This is a genomic window from Sorangium sp. So ce367 (genome assembly GCF_051520455.1).
GTDB lineage: Bacteria > Myxococcota_A > Polyangia > Polyangiales > Polyangiaceae > Sorangium > Sorangium cellulosum_B.
Genome location: NZ_CP150334.1, coordinates 2,885,967 through 2,909,277 on the forward strand (window position 1 = coordinate 2,885,967; position 23,311 = coordinate 2,909,277).

Sequence of the window (23,311 nt, forward strand, 5' to 3'; positions counted from 1 at the left end):
TCGTGGACGTCGCAAGACGTGGACCAAAGCGCTACCTCGACCGTGGGCGACCGGACGCCGGCGCCGTCTTCCCCGGAGCCGGGCCTGACGGAAGGTGGATCCTGGGGCGCGGCGGGGACGACGGCGCGCTCGGGAACGCGCGCGGCTTCGAGCTCGGTTGCGGCGCCGGCGTCGCTTGCGGCAGCGGCCGCGGCGCCGTGGCCGACGGCGATCGGTGCGGGAGGGCACGCTTGGCGGCCGGCGTGCCGACGGCGCGCGGCGCCGAGGCGGCCGGCGGCTCCGGGGCGGGGACGGGCGACGGCGGCGTGACCGTCGGCCGCGAGGGCCGGTGCGATGGGCTCGCGCCGCTGCGGGGCAGCGCGCTCGCGTCGGAGACGCCCCGCGCGGGGAGGCCGGGCCTGGCGATCGGGGCCGGAGCGTCGCCGCCGGGCGTCCCCCGCGGGTGCAGCGGCGTGCGCAGCGCGGGCGCCGCGCGACGGTCGTCGCCCGCGGGTGACGCCGGACGGCGCGCCGGAGGGGACGCGAGGCGTGCGCTCGGCGTCGTGCTCCTGCGCGAATAAGCAAGGGCGCGAGGATCCGGCCTGTCGCGGTGCCTCGGCGCGGCCGAGGAGGGAACGCCGGCCTCCGCGAGCGACGGCGACGCCGGGCGATAGCCGCCAGGACGGATGCCGTGGGGCGGGCTCGGGCGACCCGCGCCACCATCGCCGCGCGGGCGGACGTCGGCGTGCCCGGGTCTGCCAGCGGTCGGCCGCGCCGGCCTGTAGGTGTGCGAGTGCGCGGCGATGCGCCGGACGACCGCGCGATCGCGGACGACGTGCGTGTGGACGTGGCGATGAAACACGTGCGTCGTCGGGCAGAAGACGTACGCCGCCGGGGGAACGGTCCACAGCGAGACCGCGACGCCGCTGCTCCAGTAGTAGGTGGGCGGCATCGGGGCCCAGCCGACGTAGCCGGCGTCACCGACGCGCCAGACGACCCACGCCGGGGCGTACGTGCGCCCCGGGATCCAGGCCCAGCCGTGGGAGGAGATCCAGACCCAGCGGCCATAGTGGAAGGGGATGTGGCCCCACGCGTAGTCGCTGACCCAGAGCCAGTCGCCGTCGTCGGTCAGCGCCCAGTGGCCTGCTGTCTGGTAGGGCGCGAAATCCGGGCCGACCACGACCGCGGAGGGCACCCAGACCGTGCCGTAGCCCGGGGTGTCGATCCAGGTGCCGTACGCGGCGAGCGGCTGCTGGAACTCGACCAGGGCGCTCGGGTCGGTGTCTTCGTACTCGTCCGCCTCGATCTCGGCGTTCACGCGGACGTCGACCTGAACCGACGGGGGCTCGGCGGGCTGGGCGGCGGCGCTCGCGGGCGCGGCGATCAGCGCGGCGAGCAGCGGCAGGGCGCCGCCGAGCCCGCGGAGCCGGGCCCCGGGGATGCCCGGCGCCGCGGGTGCAGGGCGCAAGGGGGATGCGGACAGCGGGAAAGGCATCGGCAGCATGATGGGTCCTTCTGGAGGGGGGTGCCAGGGAGAGGTCGGGCTGGCCTCGGGCGCCCTCAGATCTCTTCAGACGTCCCTGCGCGCCCGACATTGCACATTGCAGGCCACCATCCGGAGCGCCGCGCTTGCGTGCCATGCGCCGGGGCACCCGACCGAGGTTGAGGCATGGGTGCCCGACCGAGGTTGAGGCAGCAGCGGCACCCGACCGAGGTTGAGGCATGGGTGCCCGACCGAGGTTGAGGCAGCAGCGGCACCCGACCGAGGTTGAGGCCGCAGCGGCACCCGACCGAGGTTGAGGCATGGGTGCCCGACCGAGGTTGAGGTGTCGGCGCCCGACCGAGGTTGAGGTGTCGGCACCCGACCGAGGTTGAGGCAGCGGCGCGCGCCCTCGCCAGGGGCTCCTCCCGCCGCGCGGGCAGCGGGAGGAGCGGCGGGATCGCCCTCAGGGCGCGGTCGGCTTGAAGTCGAGCGGGTTGCTGGGCGCGCCCTGGTGCAGGACGCCGTTGCCGAACCAGTAGACGAAGCGAGGCTGCAGGACCCCGTCGACGTAGGCCTCCAGCCGGATGATGGCGCCCTGGGTCGTGGTGAACTCCATCGCGTCGATGTCCGAGCCGGTCTCTGCGTGGAGATGCGCGACGCCATCGCTCACGAGGCGCGTCGAGTCCTTCGTCTCGAGCTCGATCCCCACGACGTCGAACAGCTGGGACGACGTGTCCACCGAGACATAGAGATCGAAGCTGCAGATGACCTTCGAGGTGTTGCTGTCGCAGGTCGTCCAGAGCTTCCACGTCCCGCCGGGGGCGTACTCGATGAAGATGCCGATGCCCTCGCCCGGCGGGCTGCTCAGGACCGCGCCCGTATCGATGGCGACGAGCCGGGGGTCGCCCGCGGGTGCACGTGGCGGAGGGACGCGGCTGTCCTCCTCGTCCTCGTCGCCGTTGTGCACCGGGGGTTCATCGCGGCGGGCATCCTCGTCGTCGGCGAGAACGCAGCCGCCCAAGCCGAGGGGCGCAGCGACGAGCAGGAACGACCATATCCCCACGGAACGACGCTTCATGAAGTCGGCGGGAGCAGTCATCGGTTCTTCTCCTGCGCGCGGACGTCGCAATACGTGGACCACGCGTCACCTCGACTGCGGGCGACCGGATGCAGGCGCCGGCGCCGCCTCCTCCGCAGCCGGGCTTGACGGGATGTGAATCCTCGGGCGCGCCGGGGACGGCGGCGCGCTCGGGCTCGCAGGCGGCCTCGCGACCGTCGCGCCCGCGTACGGTGCCGGTGTCGCCGGTCGCATCGGTCGAGGCGCCGAGACCGACGGCGCGTGGTGCGGGACCGCGTGTGACGTGGTCGGCGGGGAGCCGACGCGCGGCGTGGCACCGACGCGCGGCGTGGCACCGACGCGCGGCGTGGCGCCGACCCGCGGCGTGGCGCTGACGCGCGGCGTGGCGCCGACCCGCGGCGCGGCGGTAGCAGGCGGCGGGGCGACGACGTGCGGCGTGGCGCTGACGCGCGGCTCCGGGGTCGGGGCAGGGTAAGCGGGTGTCCTCGGGGCGTGCAGCACGCGCGCCTGGGGCCGGTCGCCGCCCGAGGGAGCAGGGGGCGCCGAGAGACGCGGCACCGGCGCCGGCGCGACGTGCGCGCTCGGCGTCGCCGCTTTGCGCGAATAGGCAAGAGCGCGCGGGTCCGGCCTGCCGCGGAACCTCGGCGCGTCCGACGACGGAATGCCGACCTCCACGAGCGAGGGCGACGCCGGGCGATAGCCGCCAGCACGGCTCCGGCCGGACGGGCTCGATCGCTCCGCGCCATCCGGGCGGACCCAGCTGCGCTGGGGCCTGCCCGCGGTCGGCAGCGCCGGCCTGTAGGTGCGCGAGCGCCTGGTGATGCGCCGGATCTCATCGCGATCGCGGACGACATGCATGTCGACGTGATCGTGGAACACGTGCGTCGTCGGGCAGAAGACATACGCCTCAGGGGGAACGGTCCGCAGCGGGACCGCGACGCCGTCGCGCCAGGAGTAGGTGGGCGGCATCGCGCTCCAGCCGACATAGCCGTCATCGCCGACGCGCCAGACGACCCACGCCGGCGCGTACGCGCGCCCCGGGATCCACGCCCAGCCGTGGCCGGTCGTCCGGATCCAGCGGCCATAGTGGAAGGGGATGTGACCCCACGCGTAGTCGCTGACCCAGAGCCACTCGCCGTCGTCGGTCAGCGCCCAGTGCCCGTCGGTCTGGTAGGGCGCGAAATTGAGGCCAACCTCGGACCAGGAAGGCACCCAGACCCTGCCGTAGCTCGGGTCGTCGACCCAGGTGCCGTAAGGGGCGAGCGGCCGGTAGAACTCGATCAGGGCGCTCGGATCCGTGTCCTCGTACTCGTCCGCCTCGAGCTGCGTCTGCGCGCTCACGCGGACCTCGACCTGGACCGGCCGGGTCGCGGCGGGCTGTGAAGGAAAGGTCTCATCAGCGCCGTACGGGGCGTAGCTCGCGCCTTGCGGATACCCCTCGGCGGCGGCGCATGCGGGCGCGGCCATGAGCGCGGCGGCCAGCGGCAGCGCGCCCCCGAGCCGGCGGAGCCGCGCCCCGAAGAGGCGCGGCGCCGCGGCCGAAGGGCGCGAAAGGGAAGCGAACAGCGGGAAATACATCGATACCATGCGGGTCCTTCCGGAGAGACGTGCCAGGGAGAGGTCAGGCTGGCCTCGGGGGTCCCGAGACCTCTTCGGCCGCCCTTGGACGTCCCTGAGCGCTCGAATATTGCAGCTGCACTGCAAACAACGGTCCACATCGCCCGCGCCGCGCACCAGGCGGCGTGGACCGGCAGCGCTCGCTCGATCGAGCGAGCACGCGGCGCTCCTCAGTCCAGATCGCTGTCGTCGAGCGCCGGCGTCTCGTCCCCCGGAGGCGGCGCTCTCCCGGGCAGCGCCGGCGGCCTCGGAAGGAGCGACAGCCGCGCGTGCGCGTCGGCCAGCTTGCGGTCGGCCTCGCGCAGGCGCCGGTTCAGCACCCGGATCACGGCGTCCGCGATCTCGGCCGTCTCCCGCACCGCCTCGTGGAAATCCTCGGCGGAGACCCGGAGCAGCTCCGCGTCCTCGGTCACCACCGCGGTCGAGGCCCTCGGCTCGCTGTCGAAGAGCGACATCTCGCCGAACACGTCGTTCGCGCCGAGGCGCGCGATCTCGCGGCCGTCCAGCGTGAGGCTCACCTCGCCCGAGATGATCGAGTAGAGCGCGCCGCCAGGCTCGCCCTGGCGGAAGATGACGTCGCCCCGGGCCAGCGACACAACGAGCGAGCCGCGCGCCAGCGCCACCAGATCGTCGCCGGCCACGCGGGAGAAGAGCGGAACACGCTGGAGGAACAGGACCTTCTCGATCGTCGTGTACATCTCGTCCTCGGGGTCGATGCCGGTGCCGCCGGTGACCGCCCAGTATCGTGCGTAACGGGCCACCGCGGGATCCTCATCGGCCCGCAGCGCGTCCAGCCGCTCGCCGGCGCCCGGCGGCGACGTGACGGCGACCGCGATGGCGGCCGCCTCGCGGACCAGCGGGTCCGGATCGTAGGTCGCGGCGAGCGCGTCCCCGGCGGCGCCGGAGATGGAGTTCCGGGCGACGGCATCGAGCGCGAGCGCGGCGCTGTAGGGGTCGCCGCGCACGATCTCGTGGCGGATCCAGGAGATGACCCCGGCCTCCGGCGGCAGGGGCCTCCGGGGGAACGCCGCGGACAGCTCGAGCAGCCGCTCGACGAGGGAGACGAGGCGCTCGCGCAGCCGGCGGTCGAGCAGCGACTCGAGCACCTCGAACGCGTTGGCCCGCAGCGCGGGATCCGGGCCGAAGACGTGGGTTCGCACGAGGGCGACGACCTCGCGCGGGTAGGCGAGCTCGCACAGCCGGAGCACGCGGATGAGCCCCTTCCGCAGCCGGCGGAGCAGGTGCTGATCGAGCAGCGCGCCGACGACGCGGGGGCGCACCGCGATGTACGCCTCGCGCGTGCGGACGTGCTCCAGCGTCTCGTCGTCGATGCAGGCGCGGATCACGCGGAGAGGCGCCGGCGGCGCGCGCAGCGCGAGGCGCAGGCGCGACGCCGACGCGAGCACCTTCTGGCGGAGGGCCTCGTTCGGGTCGTCGATCCGGGCGAGCAGCACGTCGAGCGCGTCGTGGCTGCAGAGCCGCGCGAGCACCCGCGGGATCGCGAGCCGCACGGCCCGCGGGGTGTCGTCGTCGCCGAGGCGCGCCGCGAGCTCGGGGATGGCGTCGTCGCCGAGCGCCTCGATGGCCCGGGCCGCGGCCGGCGCGAGGGCGCGCTCGGCGAGCGCGTCCGCGAGCAGGGGGAGCAGGCGCGGGTCGGCGACGCTCGACGAGGAGCGCACGGCCGCGCGCCGCACCGCGGGATCGGGATCGCCGATGAGCCGCGCGAGCGCGCGCTGGAGCGACGCGTGGCCGACCAGGCCGAGGATCCTGGCGGCGGCGACGCGATCGCGGGGCGACGGGCTGTCGAGCAGCGCGCGCAGCCGCGGCGCGCCCTCGAGCATGCCGTCGAGGCCGCAGTAGCGCAGGAGCGCGGCGATCGCGGCGGCCCGGAGCGCCTCGCCGCCGGGCGCGTCCGCGGCGGCGCGGGGCGCGGCGCCCTCCCGCGCGAGCGCGAGCAGCTCGTCGTGGGCGTCCTCCCGCAGCAGCGCGGCGAGCGCGGCGACGGCGGCGACGCGGACGTCGGTGTTCCGGTCGTGGATCGCCGCGCGCGCGATGCTCGCGCCCTCCTCGTGCTCGAGCTCGGCCGCGAGGCGCACCGCGAGCGCGCGCACCCTGGCCGAGCCGTGGCGCGCGAGCGCGGGCACGGCCTCGCGCACGAGGGTCGGGTCGAGTTGCTGGAGCTGTTCGACCGCGAAGAGCACCTGCACCATGGCGCGGCTGTAGAGCGCCTCCTTGAGGATCGCGCGCGTCTGGGGGCCGTACGCGACGCTGTCCGGCTCGATCTGGCGGCGCATCAACGTCCGGCGCATGGCGTCGAAGTAGCCGCGCCGCACGAGCGGGAGGAGGGCGATGGTGGCGACGCAGAGCGGGAGGGAGTAGACGCCGATCCACGCGGCCTCCTCGACGAGCGCGGGGCCCGTCGCGGCGGTGGGCGCCACGGCGAGCAGGATCAGCGCGCCGAGCCCGTAGCCGAGGGGCTTGGCGATCGCGGAGACGAGCGTCCGCACCCGCTCCCGCAGCGCCGGCGGGAACGGGAAGAACAAGAGCTGCATCGTCGCGTCGTAGATCGTGAGCTGCAGCGCGTTGTCGCTCAGCTTGAGGATCGCGCCCCAGGCGAGCGACGGCGCCGCGAGCAGCGCGACGGTGCTCGCGGTGAACGCGGCCGGCATGGCGAGCAGCCCGCCGAGCACGCCGTGGCGCCGGAGGACCCGGGGGGTCGCGACGAGCTGCACGAGGAGGCCGACCACGCCGACGGCGCCGTAGAGGAACCCCATGAACCGGGTGAGGTCGTCGACGTGGGGGTAGGCCGTGAGGGCGATCGCCTTGAACTGGTAGTCGCCGATCGTGAGGACCGTGAAGAGGAGGAAGGTCAGCAGCGCGACGGTGAGGGCGTAGCGCGATCGCCACACGTCCATGCGCGGAAGGCGGGCCTGGAGGAGCTCTTCGTCGCCGGACGGGGGGCGCCCGAGCGGGTAGCGCCGCGCGAGCGCGCTCGTGAGCGCGGCCATGGCGAGGAGCGCCGCGATGAGCACGAACAGGAGGTTCTCGGTGCCGATCCACCGCACGACGGCGCCCGTCGCGAAGCCGCAGGCGACGGTGCCGACGACGCGCCCGCTGCCGATCAGGCCGAAGAGGCGCTTGGCGCTGCGCGGGTCGTGCAGGTCCTGGGCGACGGCCCAGACGAGGACGGCGGTGAAGTTCGCGATGATCTCGGACCAGATGTAGAAGACCAGGTACGCGGCGCGCACCTCCTGGCCGATGAGCACGCGCAGCAGCGCGAACGTGGCGGCGCCGAAGAGGGCGAAGGCGACGCAGAGCTGGGCGCGCGGCAGGCGGCGGGCGACGCGGTCGTACGCGAGCGCGGCGACGGCGGAGGCGACGCCGTAGACGATCCACATCGGCGCGATCCAGGTGACGGGGAACCTGGTGAGGAAGAGCGCGTCGCGCGCGGAGCGGCCGACGACGAAGAGGAGGGCGGCGAGGAAGAGCAGGCAGAAGAGCAGCGCGGTCCGGTGCAGCTCGACGCGGGTGAGGGGGACGCCGAGGACGGCCGTGTGGGCGTCAGGGGCGGCGCCGCTCGGCGCCAGCCGGCTGGGCCGGCTCGAGGTCGGGCGCACCGACGGGGTGGCGCCGGACGCGGGGGACGCGGGCGCGCCTTCCGGGCGCGCGCTGGGCTGGCCGGGCTGCCCAGAGCGCACCGTCTCCGGCGCCGTGGCGCGCTCCTTCGCGCTCGGCCCTGCCTTCGAGCCCGGCTGCGGGGGAGCGGCGTCGGTCGAATCCACCTGCCTCAAGCTAGCCGAGCTCTCTCGAAGAGCGCGTGTTTCGGGCCACGCAGCCCGTCCGCCGGCCCATGGCGCTGCGCGGCGGTCCGCTCACCCTGCTCCGCGGCACCGATGCCAACTTGTCAGGAATGGACGGTGACCATGGCCAGCTCGTCATGCGGCGCGCCTCCGAGCCTCCGAGGTGGGGCGTCGAGGACGCCTCCGACGGGACCGCAGGGGCCTCCGAGGGCGCGTTCGACGCGGCATCCGGCGCGGGCGCACGCGGGCGCACGAACGATTTCCGCGCCGTTCGAAGGGCTGTGCGAGGCATTTGCGGCGTGGTACGAGCTGTGCTGAAAGGACGCGCCCATGGACACGACAAGGTATCCCGTCCGGCTCCGGCCGCGAGGGCGGCGGCATCTCCCCCGGCTGTGCGCGGTGGCCCTCGCGGCGGCGGCGCTCGCCGGAGGCGCGCGACAGGCCGGCGCGACGGTGAACATCAGCAGCCAGGTGGTGCGCACCAAGGTCACTCGCCCGGACGCGCAGAACCCCCTCTGGATAAGCCATGAGGACTGCGTCACCGGCAACGATCTGGAGCTCACGCTCACGCTGACCAACCCGACGAGCAGCGATAGCCTCGAGGTGTGGGTCACCGAGTCGACGGATTGCACCCAGGCCGAGAATCGCCAGCCCGGCGATTACTGCAAGCGGCTCCCGGTGACGCCCGGCGTGGATGAGACGGTGGTCGTCACGCTGCCGGCCAAGGAGATCGCGAAGGAGCTGCTCGGCGCCGACGACTGCGAGGACACGTCGCGGGGGAGCACCGAGGCGGTCAAGATGGTCGTTTACTTCCTGCGGCTCTCCAGCGCGGACGACAGCGAGCCGGAGTTCGCGAAATGGGAGCAGACCAAGGTGGACCTCCAGGGCCCGAAGCCGCCGACGGACGTGCAAGCGCACTCCGGCGATGGGCGTATCCTCGTCGATTACACGCAGAACGAGGCCGATGAAGTGCTCGGCTACTATCTCTACTGCGACGACGGCGGGCAGTCCTCGCCTGCCTCGAGCGGGGCAGGGGCAGCCGGCGGAGGCGACGGCGCGGCGGGAGCCGGCGGCGGGGCAGCCGGCGGAGGCGACGGCGCGGCGGGAACCGGCGGGGGAACGACGAGCGGCGGCAGCTCCGGCTGCCATTCGTCGCTCCTGGTGCCGGGGGAGATCCCGGACTCCGCGCAGCAGTGCGGCAGCGTGGGGAGGGGCAGCCGTGGCGAGGCCACGAAGAACATCGTCAACGGCAGGTCGTATGTCGTCGGCGTCGCGGCCTATGACCAGGTGGGCAATGCCGGGCCGCTGTCGGCGATCTCCTGTGCGACCGCGACCGACGTCGACGGGTTCTTCGAGCAGTACCGGGACGCCGGCGGGCAAGCCGGTGGGGGCTTCTGCAGCATCGAAGGGCCGGTGGGGGCGGGCCGGTGGGCCGCTGCGCCGCTCGCCGCCGTCGCGGCCGGCGCGGCGCTCGGGTTGCTGCGCAGGAGCCGTCGTCGACGCCACGCGCACACGCACGCGCGTTCCTTCACGCAGGAGAGCGAATGAGCTGTCATCTCCGTCATCGGGCGGCCGCCTGCCTCGCCGGCAGCGCGGCGCTCCTCGCCGCCTCCGTCGCCGGCGCCCAAACGAGCCCCGGGATGGGCGACTGGCGGCAGCACGATCGCTCGAGGATCCAGCGAGAGGAGCGCTATGCGTCTCCTCAGAGCTTCGCGTTCGAGCTCCGGTTCGCCCCGTACTCTCCCCAGGTCGACGAGGAGTTCTCCGGGGCGGGCCCCTACGGGAAGACCTTCGGCGATGGCCAGGAGTTCTATTTCGGGGTCGAGGTCGACTGGCTGCCGCTCCGGATCCCGTACGTCGGCGCGATCGGCCCAGGGTTCGGCTGGGGGTACACGTCGGCGTCGGCGGCGGCCTTCGTGAAGGGCAGCGACGAGAGGGCCGAGGCGGAGGAGACCTCGCTCACCATCATGCCGATCCACCTGTCCGCCGTCCTGCGCGCCGACGAGCTGATGCGCAAGACGGGCGTCCCGATCGTGCCTTACGCGAAGGTGGGCCTGGGGATGGGGTTATGGACCTCGACGTCGGGCCCTGTCACGCCGAAGCCCGATGGCGTCCGGGGCGAGGGCATCACCTGGGGCACGCACCTCGCGTTCGGCGGGATGCTCGCGCTCAACTGGCTGGACCGCCGCTCGGCCTCCCAGCTCGATGAGACGACGGGCATCAACCACACGTACCTGTTCGGCGAGTGGATGTTCGCGAACCTCGACGGGCTGGGCTCGCGCCCGCAGATGCACGTCGGCACCTCGACGTGGGTCCTGGGGCTCGCCTTCGACATGTGAGGCGCGGCGCCGCGCAATGGGTGCGCGGCGCGCGGCGCCGGTACGCGCTTCACGGCGCGCTGCCTTCGAGCGGCGCGCCGCCGTCGTCTTCCTCGATCACCGTCGTTCCCCGCGGCCGGGCGGTCGTCGCGCGGCGCGGGGGGCTGTCGCTCGCGAAGGTCTCGACGGTCTCCTTGGACGGGGCTCCGACGATGGGCACGACGAGCTCGCGCGCGGCGCCCTCGCGCTCGTACGTGATCTTGAGCTCGCTGGCGCTGGCCAGGGCGCGATAGGCCGCGAACAGGTCGTCCGGGCGCTCCAGGGTCGTGCCGTTGACCTGGGTGACGACGTCGCCGGTCTTGAGCTCGATGCTGCTCCAGTCCGCGGGCAGCGCGAGGATCTTCCAGCCGATGAACGCGCCCGCCCGGACGACCTCCTCGACCGGCACGCGCCGCAGGATCCAGGGCGGCCCCTGCAGCAGCACCCGGTCGACGTCGGCGCGGGCGAGCTGCCCGGCGGGCACCGCCTGCTTGGGCGGCGCCGCGCTCTGCGCGCGCGGCGCCGGAGCCGCTGCCGGGGCGGCCGTCTGCGGCCCGCCGCACCCTGCGACGACGGACAGGGAGAGACATGCGCCGAGCAGGAGTCTTACGGGCGTCGACATCGGCGGGACTATGCGCAGCGGACCCGAGGAGGCCAAGTTCGATGCGCGGCGGGTGCGATGACGGGGCGATGGCGGATGCGACGGGGACGCGAGCGGCGATCCAGCTGAGCCGTAGGGCCGGGGCCACCGGGCTCCCGGGGCCGCCGGGCTCGCGAGGGGCGAGGATCGTCGGAGAGGGTCGGGGAGGCGGGATTTGAACCCGCGACAACGAGCACCCAAAGCTCGTGCACTACCGGACTGTGCGACTCCCCGGGCAGAGCGCGTCCGCGAGCGGGACCATAGACGAGGCGCCCTGCCGGGGCAAGACAGGTCGCGCCGATGGTCAAACGCGTCGAACGCGTCGAGCGCCCGGCGCCGGCCGATCGAGCGCCCGGCGTCGGCGAGGCGTCGGCTGCGCGGCGCCCGCGTGGCTTTTCAGGTGCGTCGCCGCGTGAAAGGCGCTGAAATGAGGGCGCTGTATGAGCGGGACGGTAGCGTCGCTGTCGGTCCATCATCTGGCCGTGGTCGTGCGCGATCTGGTGCGGGCCGAGGCGTTCTACGCGGGCGTCCTCGGATTGCCGGTGGTGCGGCGCTGGACGGACGAGGCCGGAGCGCCTCGGTCGGTGTGGCTCGAGCTCGGGGGCGGCGCCTTTCTGGCCGTGGAGCGGGCGGGCGCCGCCGAGCCGATGCGTGCGGACGAGGCGCCAGGCTGGCACTGCGTCGCCCTCGGGATCACGCCGTCCGAGCGGGAGGCGTGGCGCCGCCGGCTGGCCGCGGGCGGCGTGATCGTCGAGCGGGAGAGCGCCTACACGATGTACGCGCGCGATCCCGACGGGAACGTGGTGGCGCTCAGCCACTACCCGCACCCGCAGGCGGGGCCGGGCTGATGGCGCGGACCGTGTGCAGTGCGCGTGGAGCGCCGTGGTGAGATGATGGAAGGTCGGGCGGCGCGCCAGGGATCTGGAAGCTGCTCGAGGGCCTGCGCGTCAAAGGGGAACGAACGAGCCGGAGGGCTTCGAGATGCCGCGTTCAACGCCCGATTCCATGTCACCTGATGCGCCCGTGTCGCTCGTGCTCCCCTGCGGGGCGATCGGGCTCGTGGGCGGCTGGCTCGCGGCCGACGTCCTCGCGACGGACGAGCACGCGCTCCGCTTCTGGCTCGCGGGTGTGACCCCGATCGTCGCGGCGCTGCTGGGTTACTACCTGACGCCGCGGAGCGGAGGCGTCCGGGATGATGGATCGATGGCGTTCGGCGCGGGCGATGCGCCGGCGGACGGTCTGCCGTGGGTCGACGCGCCGGGGAAATGGACCCGGCGGGGGCCGTTCGTGGAGGGCGTGCCGGCGCTGTGGGCCATCGTGGCGGCCGGCGCTGTGAACGGGCTGATCATCGGGCTCGTCGCGGGGCCGGCAGCGATGATCTTCGGCGCGGCGGCCGGCGCGGTGATCGCGCTGCCGTTCGTCCCGGCGCTCGCGGTGGTGCTGAGCGCCGCGAACCGCGTCGGGCGGGCGCGCGCCGGCTCGATCGTGGCGCTCTCGGATCGGCGGGCGGTGTGGGCGGCCACGGCGGCGGTGATCGCGGTGGCGCTGCAGCTGGGGTCGGGGCTGGCGGGGGCGGCGGCGCCCGACCTGGGGCGCCTCGTGGCGGCGATGGGGTTCGGCGTGGTGGGGGGAATGTGCGCGATGGACGCGATGGACATCGCGAGGGTGCTGAAGCTGCCGCGGGAGCGGAGCGGGGCGGGGGACGAGGTCGCGGAGCGGATCGCAGCGGAGATCGAGGCGGGGGCGATGGGGGTGATGGCGGCGGGAGACGACGGCGCAGCGGGGAGCGATGCGTGGGCCGGGGGGAAGGGGACGGGGGAGAGGATCGATCTCGGCCTCGGGGACGAGGTGCAGGTCGAGGTGGTGAGGCCGACCCACGCCTACCGGGGGGCGCAGCAGATCGCCCGGGTGGTGCGGGGGAACCGCGAGCGCGCCGTGGCGGCGCTGCGGGCAGGGCTGATGCGGGGCGCGGGCGCGCTGGCGATCGGGGCGGCGCTCTGGGGCGAGGTGTGGAAGTGATCGAGGCGCGCGGAGGCCGGAGGAACGCGCGGCGGTGAGGCGCGGCGGAAGAGCGGGCTGGGATCTGGCTTGATGCGTGAGGCGAGGTGTGCCAGGGTCCGGCCCCCGTAGCGGCTGTCGCCCCTGCCCCCGTAGCTCAGTGGATAGAGCAGCGGTTTCCTAAACCGAAGGTCGCAAGTTCAATTCTTGCCGGGGGTGCCGAAGGATTTCGGGCACTTACGAGGACGGGCCCAGGTGTCATGGGCAGGCTGTGGGCAGATCGAGCTGCCCATGCACCTGACGCTTGCTGAGCCTCCTTGGCCGCGGCGTTCAGGGCCTAGCCTGTCAGGGGGCACGTGGCGCTGATGTCGGCGTGGCCGAGGAGCTCCTTCACCTCGTCCAGCCGCGTCCGTGCCAGCCTGCGACCGGGGAGGACGCTTGAGCTCGGGGTGGGCGGCGTCTCCAATGGCTGGCCGAGCTCACGAGCGCCCGCTCGGGTCTGGCGCCCGCTGGATTCGTTCGAAGCACCATGGCGACCGCGCGGCGGATCGAGCGGGCAGACTCCGCGACCAGGCGCCGCGCGGAGCGCGATGCGCTCCGCCGTCGTCGCGAGCTGATGGCCCAGATGGCGCCGTCCGAGCGGATGGGGGGCCTGACGAGAGGACTGGTCCGTCGTCGCGGGCCGCCGAGCCGGGCGCAAGCGGGAACTGCAGGCGCGCGAGGCGCCTTCGTTGCTCTGCGTGCACCGAGCCTCGTCGAGCGACGGTAACTTTCGCTCTACACCCCTGAACCTGGGCCTCGGTTGCTTTCGTGCTTCGCTCACGCCCCCCAGGCGCCCGCGCCGGGTGAACCGGATCATCAACCTGAGGGGCGGCACAAGGTCCTCTTCTACGGCAGGCTGCGCTCACACGGTGGGCGCAAAGGGATCGAACTCGGCCCCCGGATCCGCGATCATTGACGCTCGCATATAGTTGATCGGTGAGTGGTGGCCCCAGGAGAATGGGAGGCGTAGCCATCTGATGGGGAGCACGTCCTGCGTTAACCAGGCTGCGATGCCTATAATATTGCTGAGGCCTGCCGTCAGCGTCCTGCGCACGGGCTCGGTCTTCAGCGCCCATCCTGTTTCGGTCGAGTGATACTCGCGGCCAATGTGCTCGAACCGGCCCATGGTGATGGGCGGAAGTCGAGGTACGATATCTCTCTCGTATACATGGCGAAATAGGATCGTGCCGATGTTGTCCTTGTGCTCGCGGGCAAAAGTGGAGTCGCCGACCATCGGTTGTCCGTAGGTGTAAATGCCACGAACGGCAGAGCCGAATCGGGTGCTGAAATCGTCGTCTCGATGAAGTATCGCACCGGCAAGAACCGCGAGAGCCCCCCCCAAGCTGTGTCCCGTGATGTAGAACGCGGGCGGATTGTTGGCGACCGGAGCGCACGCTGGCCGCGCGTTCGGCCTGACACCTCCTTTAGTCGCTGGGGCGGGCAACCCTTCGGCTGTGGCTGATGCCTCTTCTTCCGTTCGCGTGGGTTCGTTGGCCGGGAACGGATGCGGCGCGGTATCTCCGCACGATTTTAACCATATTCGCTTTTGATGCTCGAGCTCTTCGCAAATGGATCTCCGTTCGGCGGCGGCCAAGAGCAATGGCCTGAGTATAGGCCATATCGCCCGAATGGCGCGGTGAAAGCCGCCGTGGACTTCTCCGGCGGAGAGAAACGATTCGCGTCGGGCGGTCGCGTCCGTGAGCCAGTTGATGGTGCCACGGACTTTGGTCCCTCGAAAAGAGATGATTACGACGTTCTTGGATTGGCTTTGGAGGATGAATGCGGACGTGTCAACGAATAGTGCGTCGTTCGTGAGCGTGATGGAGACGCTGTCATTGTTGGTCAGTCCATGGTTTGCCATCGCGTAGGCGTACGCGCCGATGTTCGAGTACGTCCATGACGATGCGAATGCGAGGAGCTCGGAGGCCTTGCGATCGTAAAATCCCTTTCTGCTTGTTTCCAGGCTCTGTTCGGGCTTTTGAAAGAAGCCTGCGAGGCCCTGTGCTCCTCGTAGCCCCATGTGACTGGTGGCGGGCACGGGGCGCCCGGCGGCGTGAATGCTCTCGAAAATCATCTGTTCCTCTGTTGGTTGTGTGTTCTGATGTTCTTTAATGACGTCGGTGTGTTGGCTTTTGATGATGGACGTTTTGTGGGTTGAGATGTCGAGCGTCGCCGCGTTTAATGTGTGTGGTGCGAGGCCACGCGTCGATCCCCACTCAAGAGAGCGCCTCCCTGGTCTGGGAGGTACTGGAGAATGGCTTCAGGAAAGGGGCGATACGGGGGCGTACCTGGAGCCGCGACGTTCCACGGATTTCTCGCCGGCTCGCCGTTCGGACCGAGGTGGCGGCAGCCTCATTTCCGATGGAGCGAGCTCGTAACCGCCCAGCCATCGTCATGAGCACGGCTCCTGGCGGCTCCCGCCGGGGTCGACGATATGGCTCGTCCGGCCTTGCGGTCGGAGGAACTCGGGCTCACGCGCGCCCTGCCTGTGCGCGCATGTGCATCGCCAGGCACGACGGAGAGCAGTCTCCCGGGGGATCCACGCTGAGGCGCGCACGGGCTCCCCGCCGAGCCCATCGCGTGAGGCGGCCGCCCGGCCATCGCCGCGGCTGGCGGCACGGCGACGCTCCACCAGGCCACGGCGGGCCGACCGATGCGCCGCAACGGGCTCGGCCGCGCGTCCGTCGCCCGCGCTTGCCTGAAGCTCGCGCGTTGGTGCGCCCTTTGCTGAAAGCCCGGCTCCCCGGAGGACATCTCATGACCGAACGCAAAGACCCCGCGAAGCCGTCGTCCAGTGTGCCGGCGCCGACCGAGAAGGGCGCGGGCAGCGCGAAGCAATCGATGGGTGGCCCGTCGGCGAAGCCGCGGGCGGCACGGACGAAACGCAGCCTCCTCGAGCGCGCGGCGACCGCGCTCGGCAGCGGGACGAGCAGTGAGGACGCCCGGGTGCGCCACGCGGCAGCAGCCGACCGCCTCGACGCGAAGATCGACGCCACGGAAGCGCTCGTCGCCGCGATTCCCGAGAACGTGAACAAAGGCGCCGAGTACGCGCTACGCGGCAAAATGCCACAGCCGCCGCAAGGTGCCACGGCGAAGCCCGAGAACCTCGACGCGACCGCGAGCACGATCACCGAGAGCAACGAGTCCGAGAAGAACGGCGCCAAGGCGGCGCCGGGCGAAAATCCGAACCAGGGGCCTCTGCAGAAGCATCGGGTCGACTCGCTCGGTCGGGCGCTCACGACGAACCAGGGCGTGCCCGTCGGGGACAACCAGAACTCGCTGCGCGCGGGGCTGCGCGGCCCGACGCTGCTCGAGGACTTCATCCTGCGCGAGAAGATCACGCACTTCGATCACGAGCGCATCCCCGAGCGCGTGGTGCACGCGCGCGGCTCGGGCGCGCACGGCTACTTCGAGTGCACCGAGGACATCACCTCGGTCACCAAGGCCGCGCCCTTCGCCAAGGTCGGCAAGCGGACGCCTGTCTTCGTGCGCTTCTCGACCGTGGCGGGCGAGCGCGGCAGCGCCGATACGGTGCGCGACGTGCGCGGCTTCGCCGTGAAGTTCTACACCGAAGAGGGCAACTGGGATCTCGTCGGCAACAACATCCCCGTCTTCTTCATCCAGGACGCGATGAAGTTCCCGGACGTGGTGCACGCCGTCAAACCCGAGCCGCACCACCAGATGCCGCAGGCGTCGAGCGCGCACGACACCTTCTGGGACTTCATCTCGCTCATGCCCGAGTCGATGCACATGGTCATGTGGCAGATGAGCGACCGGGCGATCCCGCGCAGCTTCCGGACGATGCAGGGCTTCGGCGTGCACACCTTCCGGCTCGTCAACGCGGCCGGCGAGGCGACGCTCGTGAAGTTCCACTGGACTCCCGTGCTCGGCACGCACTCGCTCGACTGGGACGAGGCGGTGAAGATCGCGGGCGCCGACCCCGACTTCCACCGTCGCGATCTCTGGGAGGCCATCGAGGGCGGCGCGTTCCCCGAGTACCTCTTGCAGATCCAGACGTTCACGGAGGCCGAGGCCGAGCGGTGGAGCTTCGATGTGCTCGACGCGACCAAGATCGTGCCGGAGGAGCTCGCGCCCCTGCGCACCGTCGGCCGGCTCGTCTTGAACCGCAACCCCGACAACTTCTTCGCCGAGACGGAGCAGGTCGCGTTCTGCACGCAGCACATCGTGCCTGGCATCGACTTCACGAACGACCCGCTGCTCCAGGGGCGCAACTTCTCGTACCTCGACACGCAGCTCACGCGCCTCGGCGGGCCGAACTTCCACGAGATCCCGATCAACGCGCCTGTCGCCGAGGTGCACAACAACCAGCGCGACGGGTTCCACCGCCAGGCGATCAACCGCGGCCGCGTGAACTATGAGCCCAACTCGCTCGCCGGTGGCTGCCCCTTCCAGGCCGGCGCGCGCGGCTTCGCCTCGGTCGCCGAGCGGCTCCTGGCGCAGCAGGCCGCGACCGAGCCGAGCAAGCTGCGCGCGAAGCCCGAGAAGTTCGCGGACCATTACACGCAGGCGCGCCTCTTCTGGGCGAGCCAGACGCCCGTCGAGCGCCAGCACATCGCGCGCGCCTTCCGCTTCGAGCTGACGCGCGTGCAGACGCAGGCGATCCGCGAGCGCATGGTCCGGATGCTGCGGAACGTCGACGAGGGGCTGGCCGCGCAGGTCGCGGCCGACCTCGGCATGCCGCTCCCCGAGCCGCTCTCGATGGTGGCGCCGCCCGTCAAGGACCCGGAGGTCGCGGTGTCGCCGGCCCTGTCGCTGTTCGCCCGGCCCGGCGATGGCCGTATCCTCGGCCGCCGCGTCGCGATCGTCGTCGCCGACGGCGTGAGCGGGGCGGAGGCGGGCGCGCTCTACGAGGCGCTGCTGCTGGCGGGCGCGGTGCCGCGCTACGTCGGCGCGCGCCTCGGGGTGGTGCGCACGGCCGAGGGCGACGAGCTGCCGGTCGAGGTGACGATCGAGGCGGCCCCGAGCGTCCTCTTCGACGCTGCGGCGCTGCTGCCCGGCAAGGGCGCGGCGGCGCTCGCGCGCGACGGGCTCGCTGTCGAGTTCGTCCAGCTCCAGTACCGCCACTGCAAGCCGCTGCTCGTGCCAGCGTCGGCGGCGCCGCTCGCCGAGGCCGCTGGCATCAAGGCGGCCGCGGGGGCCGACCCGGGCCTGCTCGTCCTGCCGGACGACGCGGTGTCCGCGGCGGCGCCGGCGTTCGTCAAGGCGATCGCCATGCACCGCGCGTGGCAGCGCCAGACCGAGCCGCCGGCGGTCTGATCCGGCCTCCCGTCAGCGGGGCGACGCGACGGGCGCCATCACGGCCCGCAGATCTCCAGGTTCGGCGGCGGCGGCGCCGGGTACGCGTCGGTCGCCGTCTTCGCGAACTGACACGCGAGATCGTCCGGCTGACACCCCGCCTGGGAGATGCACGCGCCGCTCTCGTCCGTCCCCTGACACAGGCACTCCTCATCTCCCGGGTCGCAGATCTCCACGAGCTCCATCATCCCTTCGTCCTCGTGGTTCAGCTTGTGGCAGTGCGCCACGAACTGGCCCGTGAACTTCCGGGGGTTCATGATCACGTCGCGCGGCCCGTCCTCGACCTGGACCCACATCGTGTCTCGCCAGTGGGCGAAGTTGGGCTCCTTGTTCGATTTGTTGGGGCACACGAGGAACGGGTTGATGTGGATATGGAAAGGGTGCCCGTCGAACGCGCGGATCTCCCACCGCTCCGCGCTGCCGACGGTCATGACCCGATCGCTCCGGTAGCCGCGGGCGCGCCGCTCGTCGAACTTGCGGCAGCTGATGTTGGGATCCGGGCAGATGCACACCGGCGCGTCCGGATCGACCTCGTGCGGGTGGTCTCCCGGGTCACAGGACATGAGCGCCACATCGCTGCTGAGATCGGGCGGGTTGCTCCCCGGCGTGGGCACGAGGAGCACCACCTTCTGGTGCACGGCCTCGACCGAATCGCAGCTCACCTCCATCTCCTTCCCGTCGACCGTGCCGGTCCACGACGTCGGCGGCGCGAGCGCGGCCACGTCCGCCTCCGCGGGCAGGTTCACCTCGGTGGGCTCGCCCGCGCTCGGATCCACGTCGACGATCGCGATCACGCTCCCCAGGAGATCGTTCGGCCGGCGCCCTACGAGGCAGAGCGTCTGCTTGCCTTCAGGCATCTTCACCATCACGTCGGCGCGGTACCCGGGGGAGACCCACACCGTGTCGCTCCTGTAGAACTGCGGGAGCGTCAGCCCGTCGCGCGCGATCTGCGTCGTCTCGATGGGCGCCTTGTCGAAATCGGAGCATGAAGCGTCCTTCGCGACGTGGAGCTTCATCCCCATCTCGTCCGGGCTGCCCGCGTAGACCATGCGCCAGCGCTCCACCTGCCCGGGCGGCGTCGTGAGCCGCGGCCTGAGCTTGCCGTTGATCAGCGTGGCCCGGAGCGACTCGACAGCGAGGAAGTCGGTCACCGACAGGTTGTCCTCGGTGCAGGCCTCTCCCTCCTTCAAGGGCACCGTGTTCTGGTGATCGATGGCCACCTGCGTCATGACCATCACCCGCTCTCTGGCCCTGGCGATGCCGGGCAGCTCGTCGAGCGCGCCCTCGATGAGGAGCGCCCCGGCGGCCCCATCCATGACCTGGATGGCCGTGGAGCCATGGATGTGAGGGTGGTACCAGTCCGTGCCCTCGTGGTGGATCCCGTCCTCGTCCAGGTCCCAGCGGTACCGGGCGCTCTCACCCGGCCCCACCGCGTGCAGCACGTGGTCGCCGAAATACCTCCCCTCGGGCGCGCAGCCGTCCCCCTCGCACGGGTCCGCGGGATCGTCCGTCGCGAAGTTGGGCTGCACGTGCAGGCCGTGGCCGTGCAAGTTCGTCAGGTTGAAGTCGTGGCACGACCTGTTGCCATGGCCCATCATGCTCGCGATCTCGCGGAAGTCGCTCTTCGTGAAGTCGTTATGCAGGGTCACGTGGACCTTGCGATCCTCGCCCTTCGGAATGCGGATCGTGGGGCCGCTCGTCATTCCGTTGTACGCACGGAGACAGAACCGGCGCCCGTCGATCTCGACCTCGCTCGGGCCGAAACGCAGCTCGTACGCTCCGTCCGCGCCCGGCTGGAGCTCGGGGGGGTCCTCGTACGTGGACGTCGTCTGCGGCGTCGTGCTCGTCGTGCTCGTCTCCTCGCCTCCGCCGCAGCCCGCGGGCGCCGCGAGGGAGAGGGCCAGCGCCGCGAGCGAGCCTGTGCGCGTGAGCGCGTGCGAATCGTCTCGTGCCATCAACTTGTCTCCTCCTTTCGCGACACTATCGAGCGGCGCCGCATGTGGATGGCCGAAGACGGTCACCCCTGGCTAGAATGCGGACAGTGGCAGGGTGTATGGACCTCGAAGAGCTTCGCGCCTTCCTCGCTGTGGTCGAGGCCGGCTCCTTCCTGGGCGCGGCGCGCGCGCTCGGCTCGTCGCGCACGACGCTCCGGCGTCAGGTCGCGTCGCTGGAGGCGCGCGCCGGCGTCCTCCTGCTCGAGAGCGTGAGGAACGGCGTCGTGCCGACCGAGGCCGGGCAGGTGCTCGCCCGGAAGGGGCGCGGCATGGTGCAGGAGGCCGCCGCGCTCCTGGCCTCGATCCGGGAGGTGGGCGACGCGCCCTCGGGCACCCTGCGGGTCATCCTGCCCGTGGGGCTGCCGCCGCACATGATGACGCCGCTCTTCGCCGCCGTTCGCAGCGCGTATCCGAGGCTCCACGTCCACTGCCGCTTCAGCAACGATCCGCTGGGGGAGGCGCTCACGGACATCGACATCGCCGTCCACTTCGGCGAGGACGCGCCGAGCGGACACTGGATATCGCACGTCGTCCTGCGCGTCCGCGAGTGGCTCATCGCCAGCCGCGGGTACCTGGAGCGGCGCGGCACGCCACAGACGATCGACGATCTGAAGCGCCATGAGCTGTTCGCGTGGCAGGCCCCGGGCGAGGACGCGCGCACCTGGCGGACATGGCGGGGCGCGCCCTTCACCGTGGAGCCGGCCCTCATCGCGACGGACATCCACTTCATCCGGCACTGCTGCATCTCCGGCCTGGGCATCGGCCTCGTCCCCGACGCGCTCGTGCCCGACCCCGACGTGGGGCCGGACGTGCTCGTGCCGGTGCTGCCCGACGTGGTCGGGCAGGAGCGGCCCGTGCGGCTCAGCGTCCCGGGGGCGCTGTCGGAGATACCGAAGATCAAGGTGTTCATCGGGCACGTGCGCGCGTCGCTCGGGAAAATGTAGCGCCATGGCGAGATACCCCCGGAGAATCGCGACCCTGTGCGCGGCCGCCGCGATGGCGGTGACGAGCTTCGCTGGAACGGCGAGCGCTCAGATCGCGGACGCCGTCTACGAGGACGTGAGGGACATCATCGAGGATCTCATCCAGCGGGAGGTCGCCGAGGCGGTCGTCCCCAACCTGGTGTGCCAGACGGCGCGCCGGGCGAGCACGGAGCAGCAACTCAACGACTATGTGGGGATCGTCGACCAGCTCGGAGAGGCCGCTGACGGTCCTGCGAAGGAGGCGCTGGAGAAGAGGCGCGGCGAGCTGAGGCTCAGCATAAAGAGCGGGTTCCCGATCCTCACCTATTTCCCTCTCACGCTCCAGCGGGTCTTCCGGCGGCAGTTCAACGCGATACGGACGAGCGTCACGGACGAGGCCGCGGGCTTCGCGGGGCACATGGTCTACGTCGGGCTGACGTCGAGCGAGGGCCAGATAAGAAAGCCGCAGGGGACGCAGAGCATCGAGCTCCTGCACAAGTTCGCGAGCGCCGACGACGCTCGCGCCGAGCGCGCGGCGCCCAGCAAGCTGACGTGGACCAGGCTCGACCCGCGGTCGCTGAACACCTGTGTCTCCGTGCTCAAGGAGGATCTCGCTTCGGGCGTCACGGACGCAGGCGCGCCGTCGCCGCTCGAGAAGGACTGCGGCGCGAGCGCAGCGTCAGGGACCAGCTACGCCTGTGAGCTCGCGTTCGCCGTTCGCGCCATTCTCCAGAGGAAAGACGCCTTGGCGGAGGAGCACTTCATCAGGGCAGCCGCCGTCGTGGTCGGCGCGACCGCCGCGAAGGCCCTCGAGGTGACGGACGACGCCGTGAGGAGAACACTCCTGGACGAGGCGATCCTGGTCACGAGAGACGTCCTGCGGGGCGGCAAGAAGCTCGACGAGATCATCCCTGTCCTCTTGTCCGCCGCGCCCGCCGCGCCCGCCGCGCCTGCCGCCGCCGAGGCAGACGCAGCCGCCCGTGCCCGGGAGCTGCGCTCGAGGTTGAGCAACCTCGAGCGCCTCCGGGTCCAGTGGAACATCGGCACGCGGGGCGGCGCGAACAACCTCGATCTCGTGAGCTTCGTGAACGTCATCGGCGCCGCCGGCGGCGCCCTCCGCGATCTCTGTGACAAGGACCTGATCGGCCAGATCTGCGCCCAGATCGAGCGACAGTCCTCGGCGCTGACGAAGATCGGCGACCTCCAGGCGGACCTCTGGCCGGCGATCCGGCTCGCCAGCCAGGGAGAATACGGGGAGGCAGCGAGCCGCGCGATCAGGACGTTCTTCTCCTCGCGGCCTGGAGGCGAGGGGGATCAGGTCGAGATCTACCGGCGCTTCGCCGAGGCGGTCATCGTCTATGTCCTCGCGACGGTCAACGACAAGAACCCTTCGGACGCCGACCGGGCCGCGTTCCGGGAGGCGTCCGTCGAGGTGCTCCGGGAGCTGGGCACGGGGGGCGGCATGGATCGACCGTGGGGTCACGCCTTCTACAGGCCCGACATGGCGCTGCGCGTGTCGTGGAGCCCGAGCTACATCGACGGCGAGGGCGGATCGCCGAGGATCGTGCCCTCCGCGAACACCATCAACCTGCGCGGCGTCGTGCGTTATACGGATGCCTATTATTTCGCCATTCAACCCTCCTTCATCGACCTCCTCGCCCCGCTGAGCGAGCTCGCGCTGCGGCGCTCGGAGGCGGTCGAGTACGAGGATTCGGGCCGTGTCCTCCTGAACGCCGTGACCCCTCGGATCGAGGTGATGGTCGGCGTGCCCGCCCTCTCGAAGCACCTCGTCGTCTCCGGCGGCGCTTCCCTGCGCCTTTCGGCGCCCTTCAAGAAGAAGGATCAGGAGGGGTGCGACGGCGCCTGCTATCGCTACAAGTTCCTCTGGAACAAGAAGGACGATGTCCTCTCGGACCCGGCTGGGCTCGGGTTCATCGAGTTCGGCTTCGGGGTCAAGTACCTGCTCTGAAGTATCTCCTCGAATTTATTCGGGAAAATTGAACAGGGAGGCGGGGAGGCGAGGAGTAGAATCCCAGATCTCCCCG

14 protein-coding genes and 2 tRNA genes are annotated in these 23,311 nt (G+C 71.5%); 8 read left to right on the forward strand and 8 right to left on the reverse strand.

Annotation, left to right across the window (positions count from 1 at the left end):
* Positions 1-31 precede the first annotated feature (31 nt).
* From WME97_RS11250 to WME97_RS11265, 4 genes are all read right to left on the reverse strand, one after another.
* Positions 32-1,483 carry a DUF6600 domain-containing protein gene (locus tag WME97_RS11250; protein ID WP_437551899.1) on the reverse strand — a complete coding sequence of 484 codons (1,452 nt, stop codon included), beginning with the start codon at positions 1,481-1,483 and terminating at the stop codon, positions 32-34.
* A 442-nt stretch (positions 1,484-1,925) separates the two neighbouring features.
* Positions 1,926-2,561: a hypothetical protein gene (locus WME97_RS11255; protein WP_437551900.1), complete on the reverse strand. Its 636-nt coding sequence runs from the start codon at positions 2,559-2,561 to the stop codon at positions 1,926-1,928.
* Between the two features lie 45 nt (positions 2,562-2,606).
* Positions 2,607-4,127 carry a DUF6600 domain-containing protein gene (locus tag WME97_RS11260; protein ID WP_437551901.1) on the reverse strand — a complete coding sequence of 507 codons (1,521 nt, stop codon included), beginning with the start codon at positions 4,125-4,127 and terminating at the stop codon, positions 2,607-2,609.
* A gap of 200 nt (positions 4,128-4,327) precedes the next feature.
* A complete protein-coding gene (locus WME97_RS11265) occupies positions 4,328-7,939 on the reverse strand; it encodes a HEAT repeat domain-containing protein (RefSeq protein WP_437551902.1) in 3,612 nt (1,203 codons plus the stop codon).
* A gap of 348 nt (positions 7,940-8,287) precedes the next feature.
* Here WME97_RS11265 and WME97_RS11270 point away from each other — a divergent pair, with 348 nt between their 5' ends.
* Positions 8,288-9,505, forward strand: coding sequence for a hypothetical protein (locus WME97_RS11270; protein ID WP_437551903.1), 1,218 nt, complete (start codon positions 8,288-8,290; stop codon positions 9,503-9,505).
* Positions 9,502-10,296, forward strand: coding sequence for an MXAN_2562 family outer membrane beta-barrel protein (locus WME97_RS11275; RefSeq protein ID WP_437551904.1), 795 nt, complete (start codon positions 9,502-9,504; stop codon positions 10,294-10,296). Before WME97_RS11270 ends, WME97_RS11275 begins: the two co-directional genes overlap by 4 nt.
* Positions 10,297-10,345: 49 nt before the next feature.
* On the opposite strand, the gene WME97_RS11280 is transcribed toward WME97_RS11275, so the two are convergent.
* Entirely contained in the window at positions 10,346-10,936 is a 591-nt protein-coding gene (locus tag WME97_RS11280; protein WP_437551905.1) for a serine protease, read from the reverse strand.
* A 178-nt stretch (positions 10,937-11,114) separates the two neighbouring features.
* Positions 11,115-11,188 (reverse strand) — tRNA-Pro (locus WME97_RS11285).
* Between the two features lie 206 nt (positions 11,189-11,394).
* Between WME97_RS11285 and WME97_RS11290 the strand changes: the two genes are divergently transcribed.
* The 3 genes from WME97_RS11290 to WME97_RS11300 all read left to right on the forward strand — a co-directional run bounded on the left by WME97_RS11290 (position 11,395) and on the right by WME97_RS11300 (position 13,171).
* On the forward strand, positions 11,395-11,802 hold the full coding sequence (locus WME97_RS11290; protein ID WP_437551906.1) for a VOC family protein: 408 nt from the start codon (positions 11,395-11,397) through the stop codon (positions 11,800-11,802).
* Between the two features lie 157 nt (positions 11,803-11,959).
* Complete coding sequence (locus WME97_RS11295) at positions 11,960-12,973, forward strand: hypothetical protein (RefSeq protein WP_437551907.1); 1,014 nt, start codon at positions 11,960-11,962, stop codon at positions 12,971-12,973.
* Positions 12,974-13,098: 125 nt separating this feature from the next.
* Positions 13,099-13,171, forward strand: a tRNA-Arg gene (locus WME97_RS11300).
* Positions 13,172-13,856: 685 nt separating this feature from the next.
* Here the strand turns inward: WME97_RS11300 and WME97_RS11305 are convergent.
* The gene (locus tag WME97_RS11305) at positions 13,857-15,068 is read right to left on the reverse strand and encodes a lipase family protein (RefSeq protein WP_437551908.1); all 1,212 of its coding nucleotides are present in this window, start codon (positions 15,066-15,068) and stop codon (positions 13,857-13,859) included.
* A gap of 683 nt (positions 15,069-15,751) precedes the next feature.
* Between WME97_RS11305 and WME97_RS11310 the strand changes: the two genes are divergently transcribed.
* Positions 15,752-18,271 carry a catalase gene (locus WME97_RS11310; protein WP_437551909.1) on the forward strand — a complete coding sequence of 840 codons (2,520 nt, stop codon included), beginning with the start codon at positions 15,752-15,754 and terminating at the stop codon, positions 18,269-18,271.
* 38 nt (positions 18,272-18,309) lie between these two features.
* Here the strand turns inward: WME97_RS11310 and WME97_RS11315 are convergent, their stop codons facing one another.
* Positions 18,310-20,265, reverse strand: a complete 1,956-nt coding sequence (locus WME97_RS11315; protein ID WP_437551910.1) for a multicopper oxidase family protein — start codon at positions 20,263-20,265, stop codon at positions 18,310-18,312.
* Positions 20,266-20,363: 98 nt separating this feature from the next.
* Between WME97_RS11315 and WME97_RS11320 the strand changes: the two genes are divergently transcribed.
* Entirely contained in the window at positions 20,364-21,248 is an 885-nt protein-coding gene (locus WME97_RS11320) for a LysR family transcriptional regulator (RefSeq protein WP_437551911.1), read from the forward strand.
* A 4-nt stretch (positions 21,249-21,252) separates the two neighbouring features.
* On the forward strand, positions 21,253-23,235 hold the full coding sequence (locus WME97_RS11325; protein ID WP_437551912.1) for a hypothetical protein: 1,983 nt from the start codon (positions 21,253-21,255) through the stop codon (positions 23,233-23,235).
* Positions 23,236-23,311: the final 76 nt, after the last annotated feature.

Coding starts and splice junctions, on each gene's coding strand:
- WME97_RS11275 (WP_437551904.1), top strand. CDS start 9,502: ATGAGCTGTCATCTCCGTCATCGGGCGGCCGCCTGCCTCGCCGGCAGC.
- WME97_RS11270 (WP_437551903.1), top strand. CDS start 8,288: ATGGACACGACAAGGTATCCCGTCCGGCTCCGGCCGCGAGGGCGGCGG.
- WME97_RS11315 (WP_437551910.1), bottom strand. CDS start 20,265: ATGGCACGAGACGATTCGCACGCGCTCACGCGCACAGGCTCGCTCGCG.
- WME97_RS11295 (WP_437551907.1), top strand. CDS start 11,960: ATGTCACCTGATGCGCCCGTGTCGCTCGTGCTCCCCTGCGGGGCGATC.
- WME97_RS11290 (WP_437551906.1), top strand. CDS start 11,395: ATGAGCGGGACGGTAGCGTCGCTGTCGGTCCATCATCTGGCCGTGGTC.
- WME97_RS11310 (WP_437551909.1), top strand. CDS start 15,752: ATGACCGAACGCAAAGACCCCGCGAAGCCGTCGTCCAGTGTGCCGGCG.
- WME97_RS11250 (WP_437551899.1), bottom strand. CDS start 1,483: ATGCTGCCGATGCCTTTCCCGCTGTCCGCATCCCCCTTGCGCCCTGCA.
- WME97_RS11320 (WP_437551911.1), top strand. CDS start 20,364: ATGGACCTCGAAGAGCTTCGCGCCTTCCTCGCTGTGGTCGAGGCCGGC.
- WME97_RS11260 (WP_437551901.1), bottom strand. CDS start 4,127: ATGGTATCGATGTATTTCCCGCTGTTCGCTTCCCTTTCGCGCCCTTCG.
- WME97_RS11255 (WP_437551900.1), bottom strand. CDS start 2,561: ATGACTGCTCCCGCCGACTTCATGAAGCGTCGTTCCGTGGGGATATGG.
- WME97_RS11305 (WP_437551908.1), bottom strand. CDS start 15,068: ATGATTTTCGAGAGCATTCACGCCGCCGGGCGCCCCGTGCCCGCCACC.
- WME97_RS11280 (WP_437551905.1), bottom strand. CDS start 10,936: ATGTCGACGCCCGTAAGACTCCTGCTCGGCGCATGTCTCTCCCTGTCC.
- WME97_RS11325 (WP_437551912.1), top strand. CDS start 21,253: ATGGCGAGATACCCCCGGAGAATCGCGACCCTGTGCGCGGCCGCCGCG.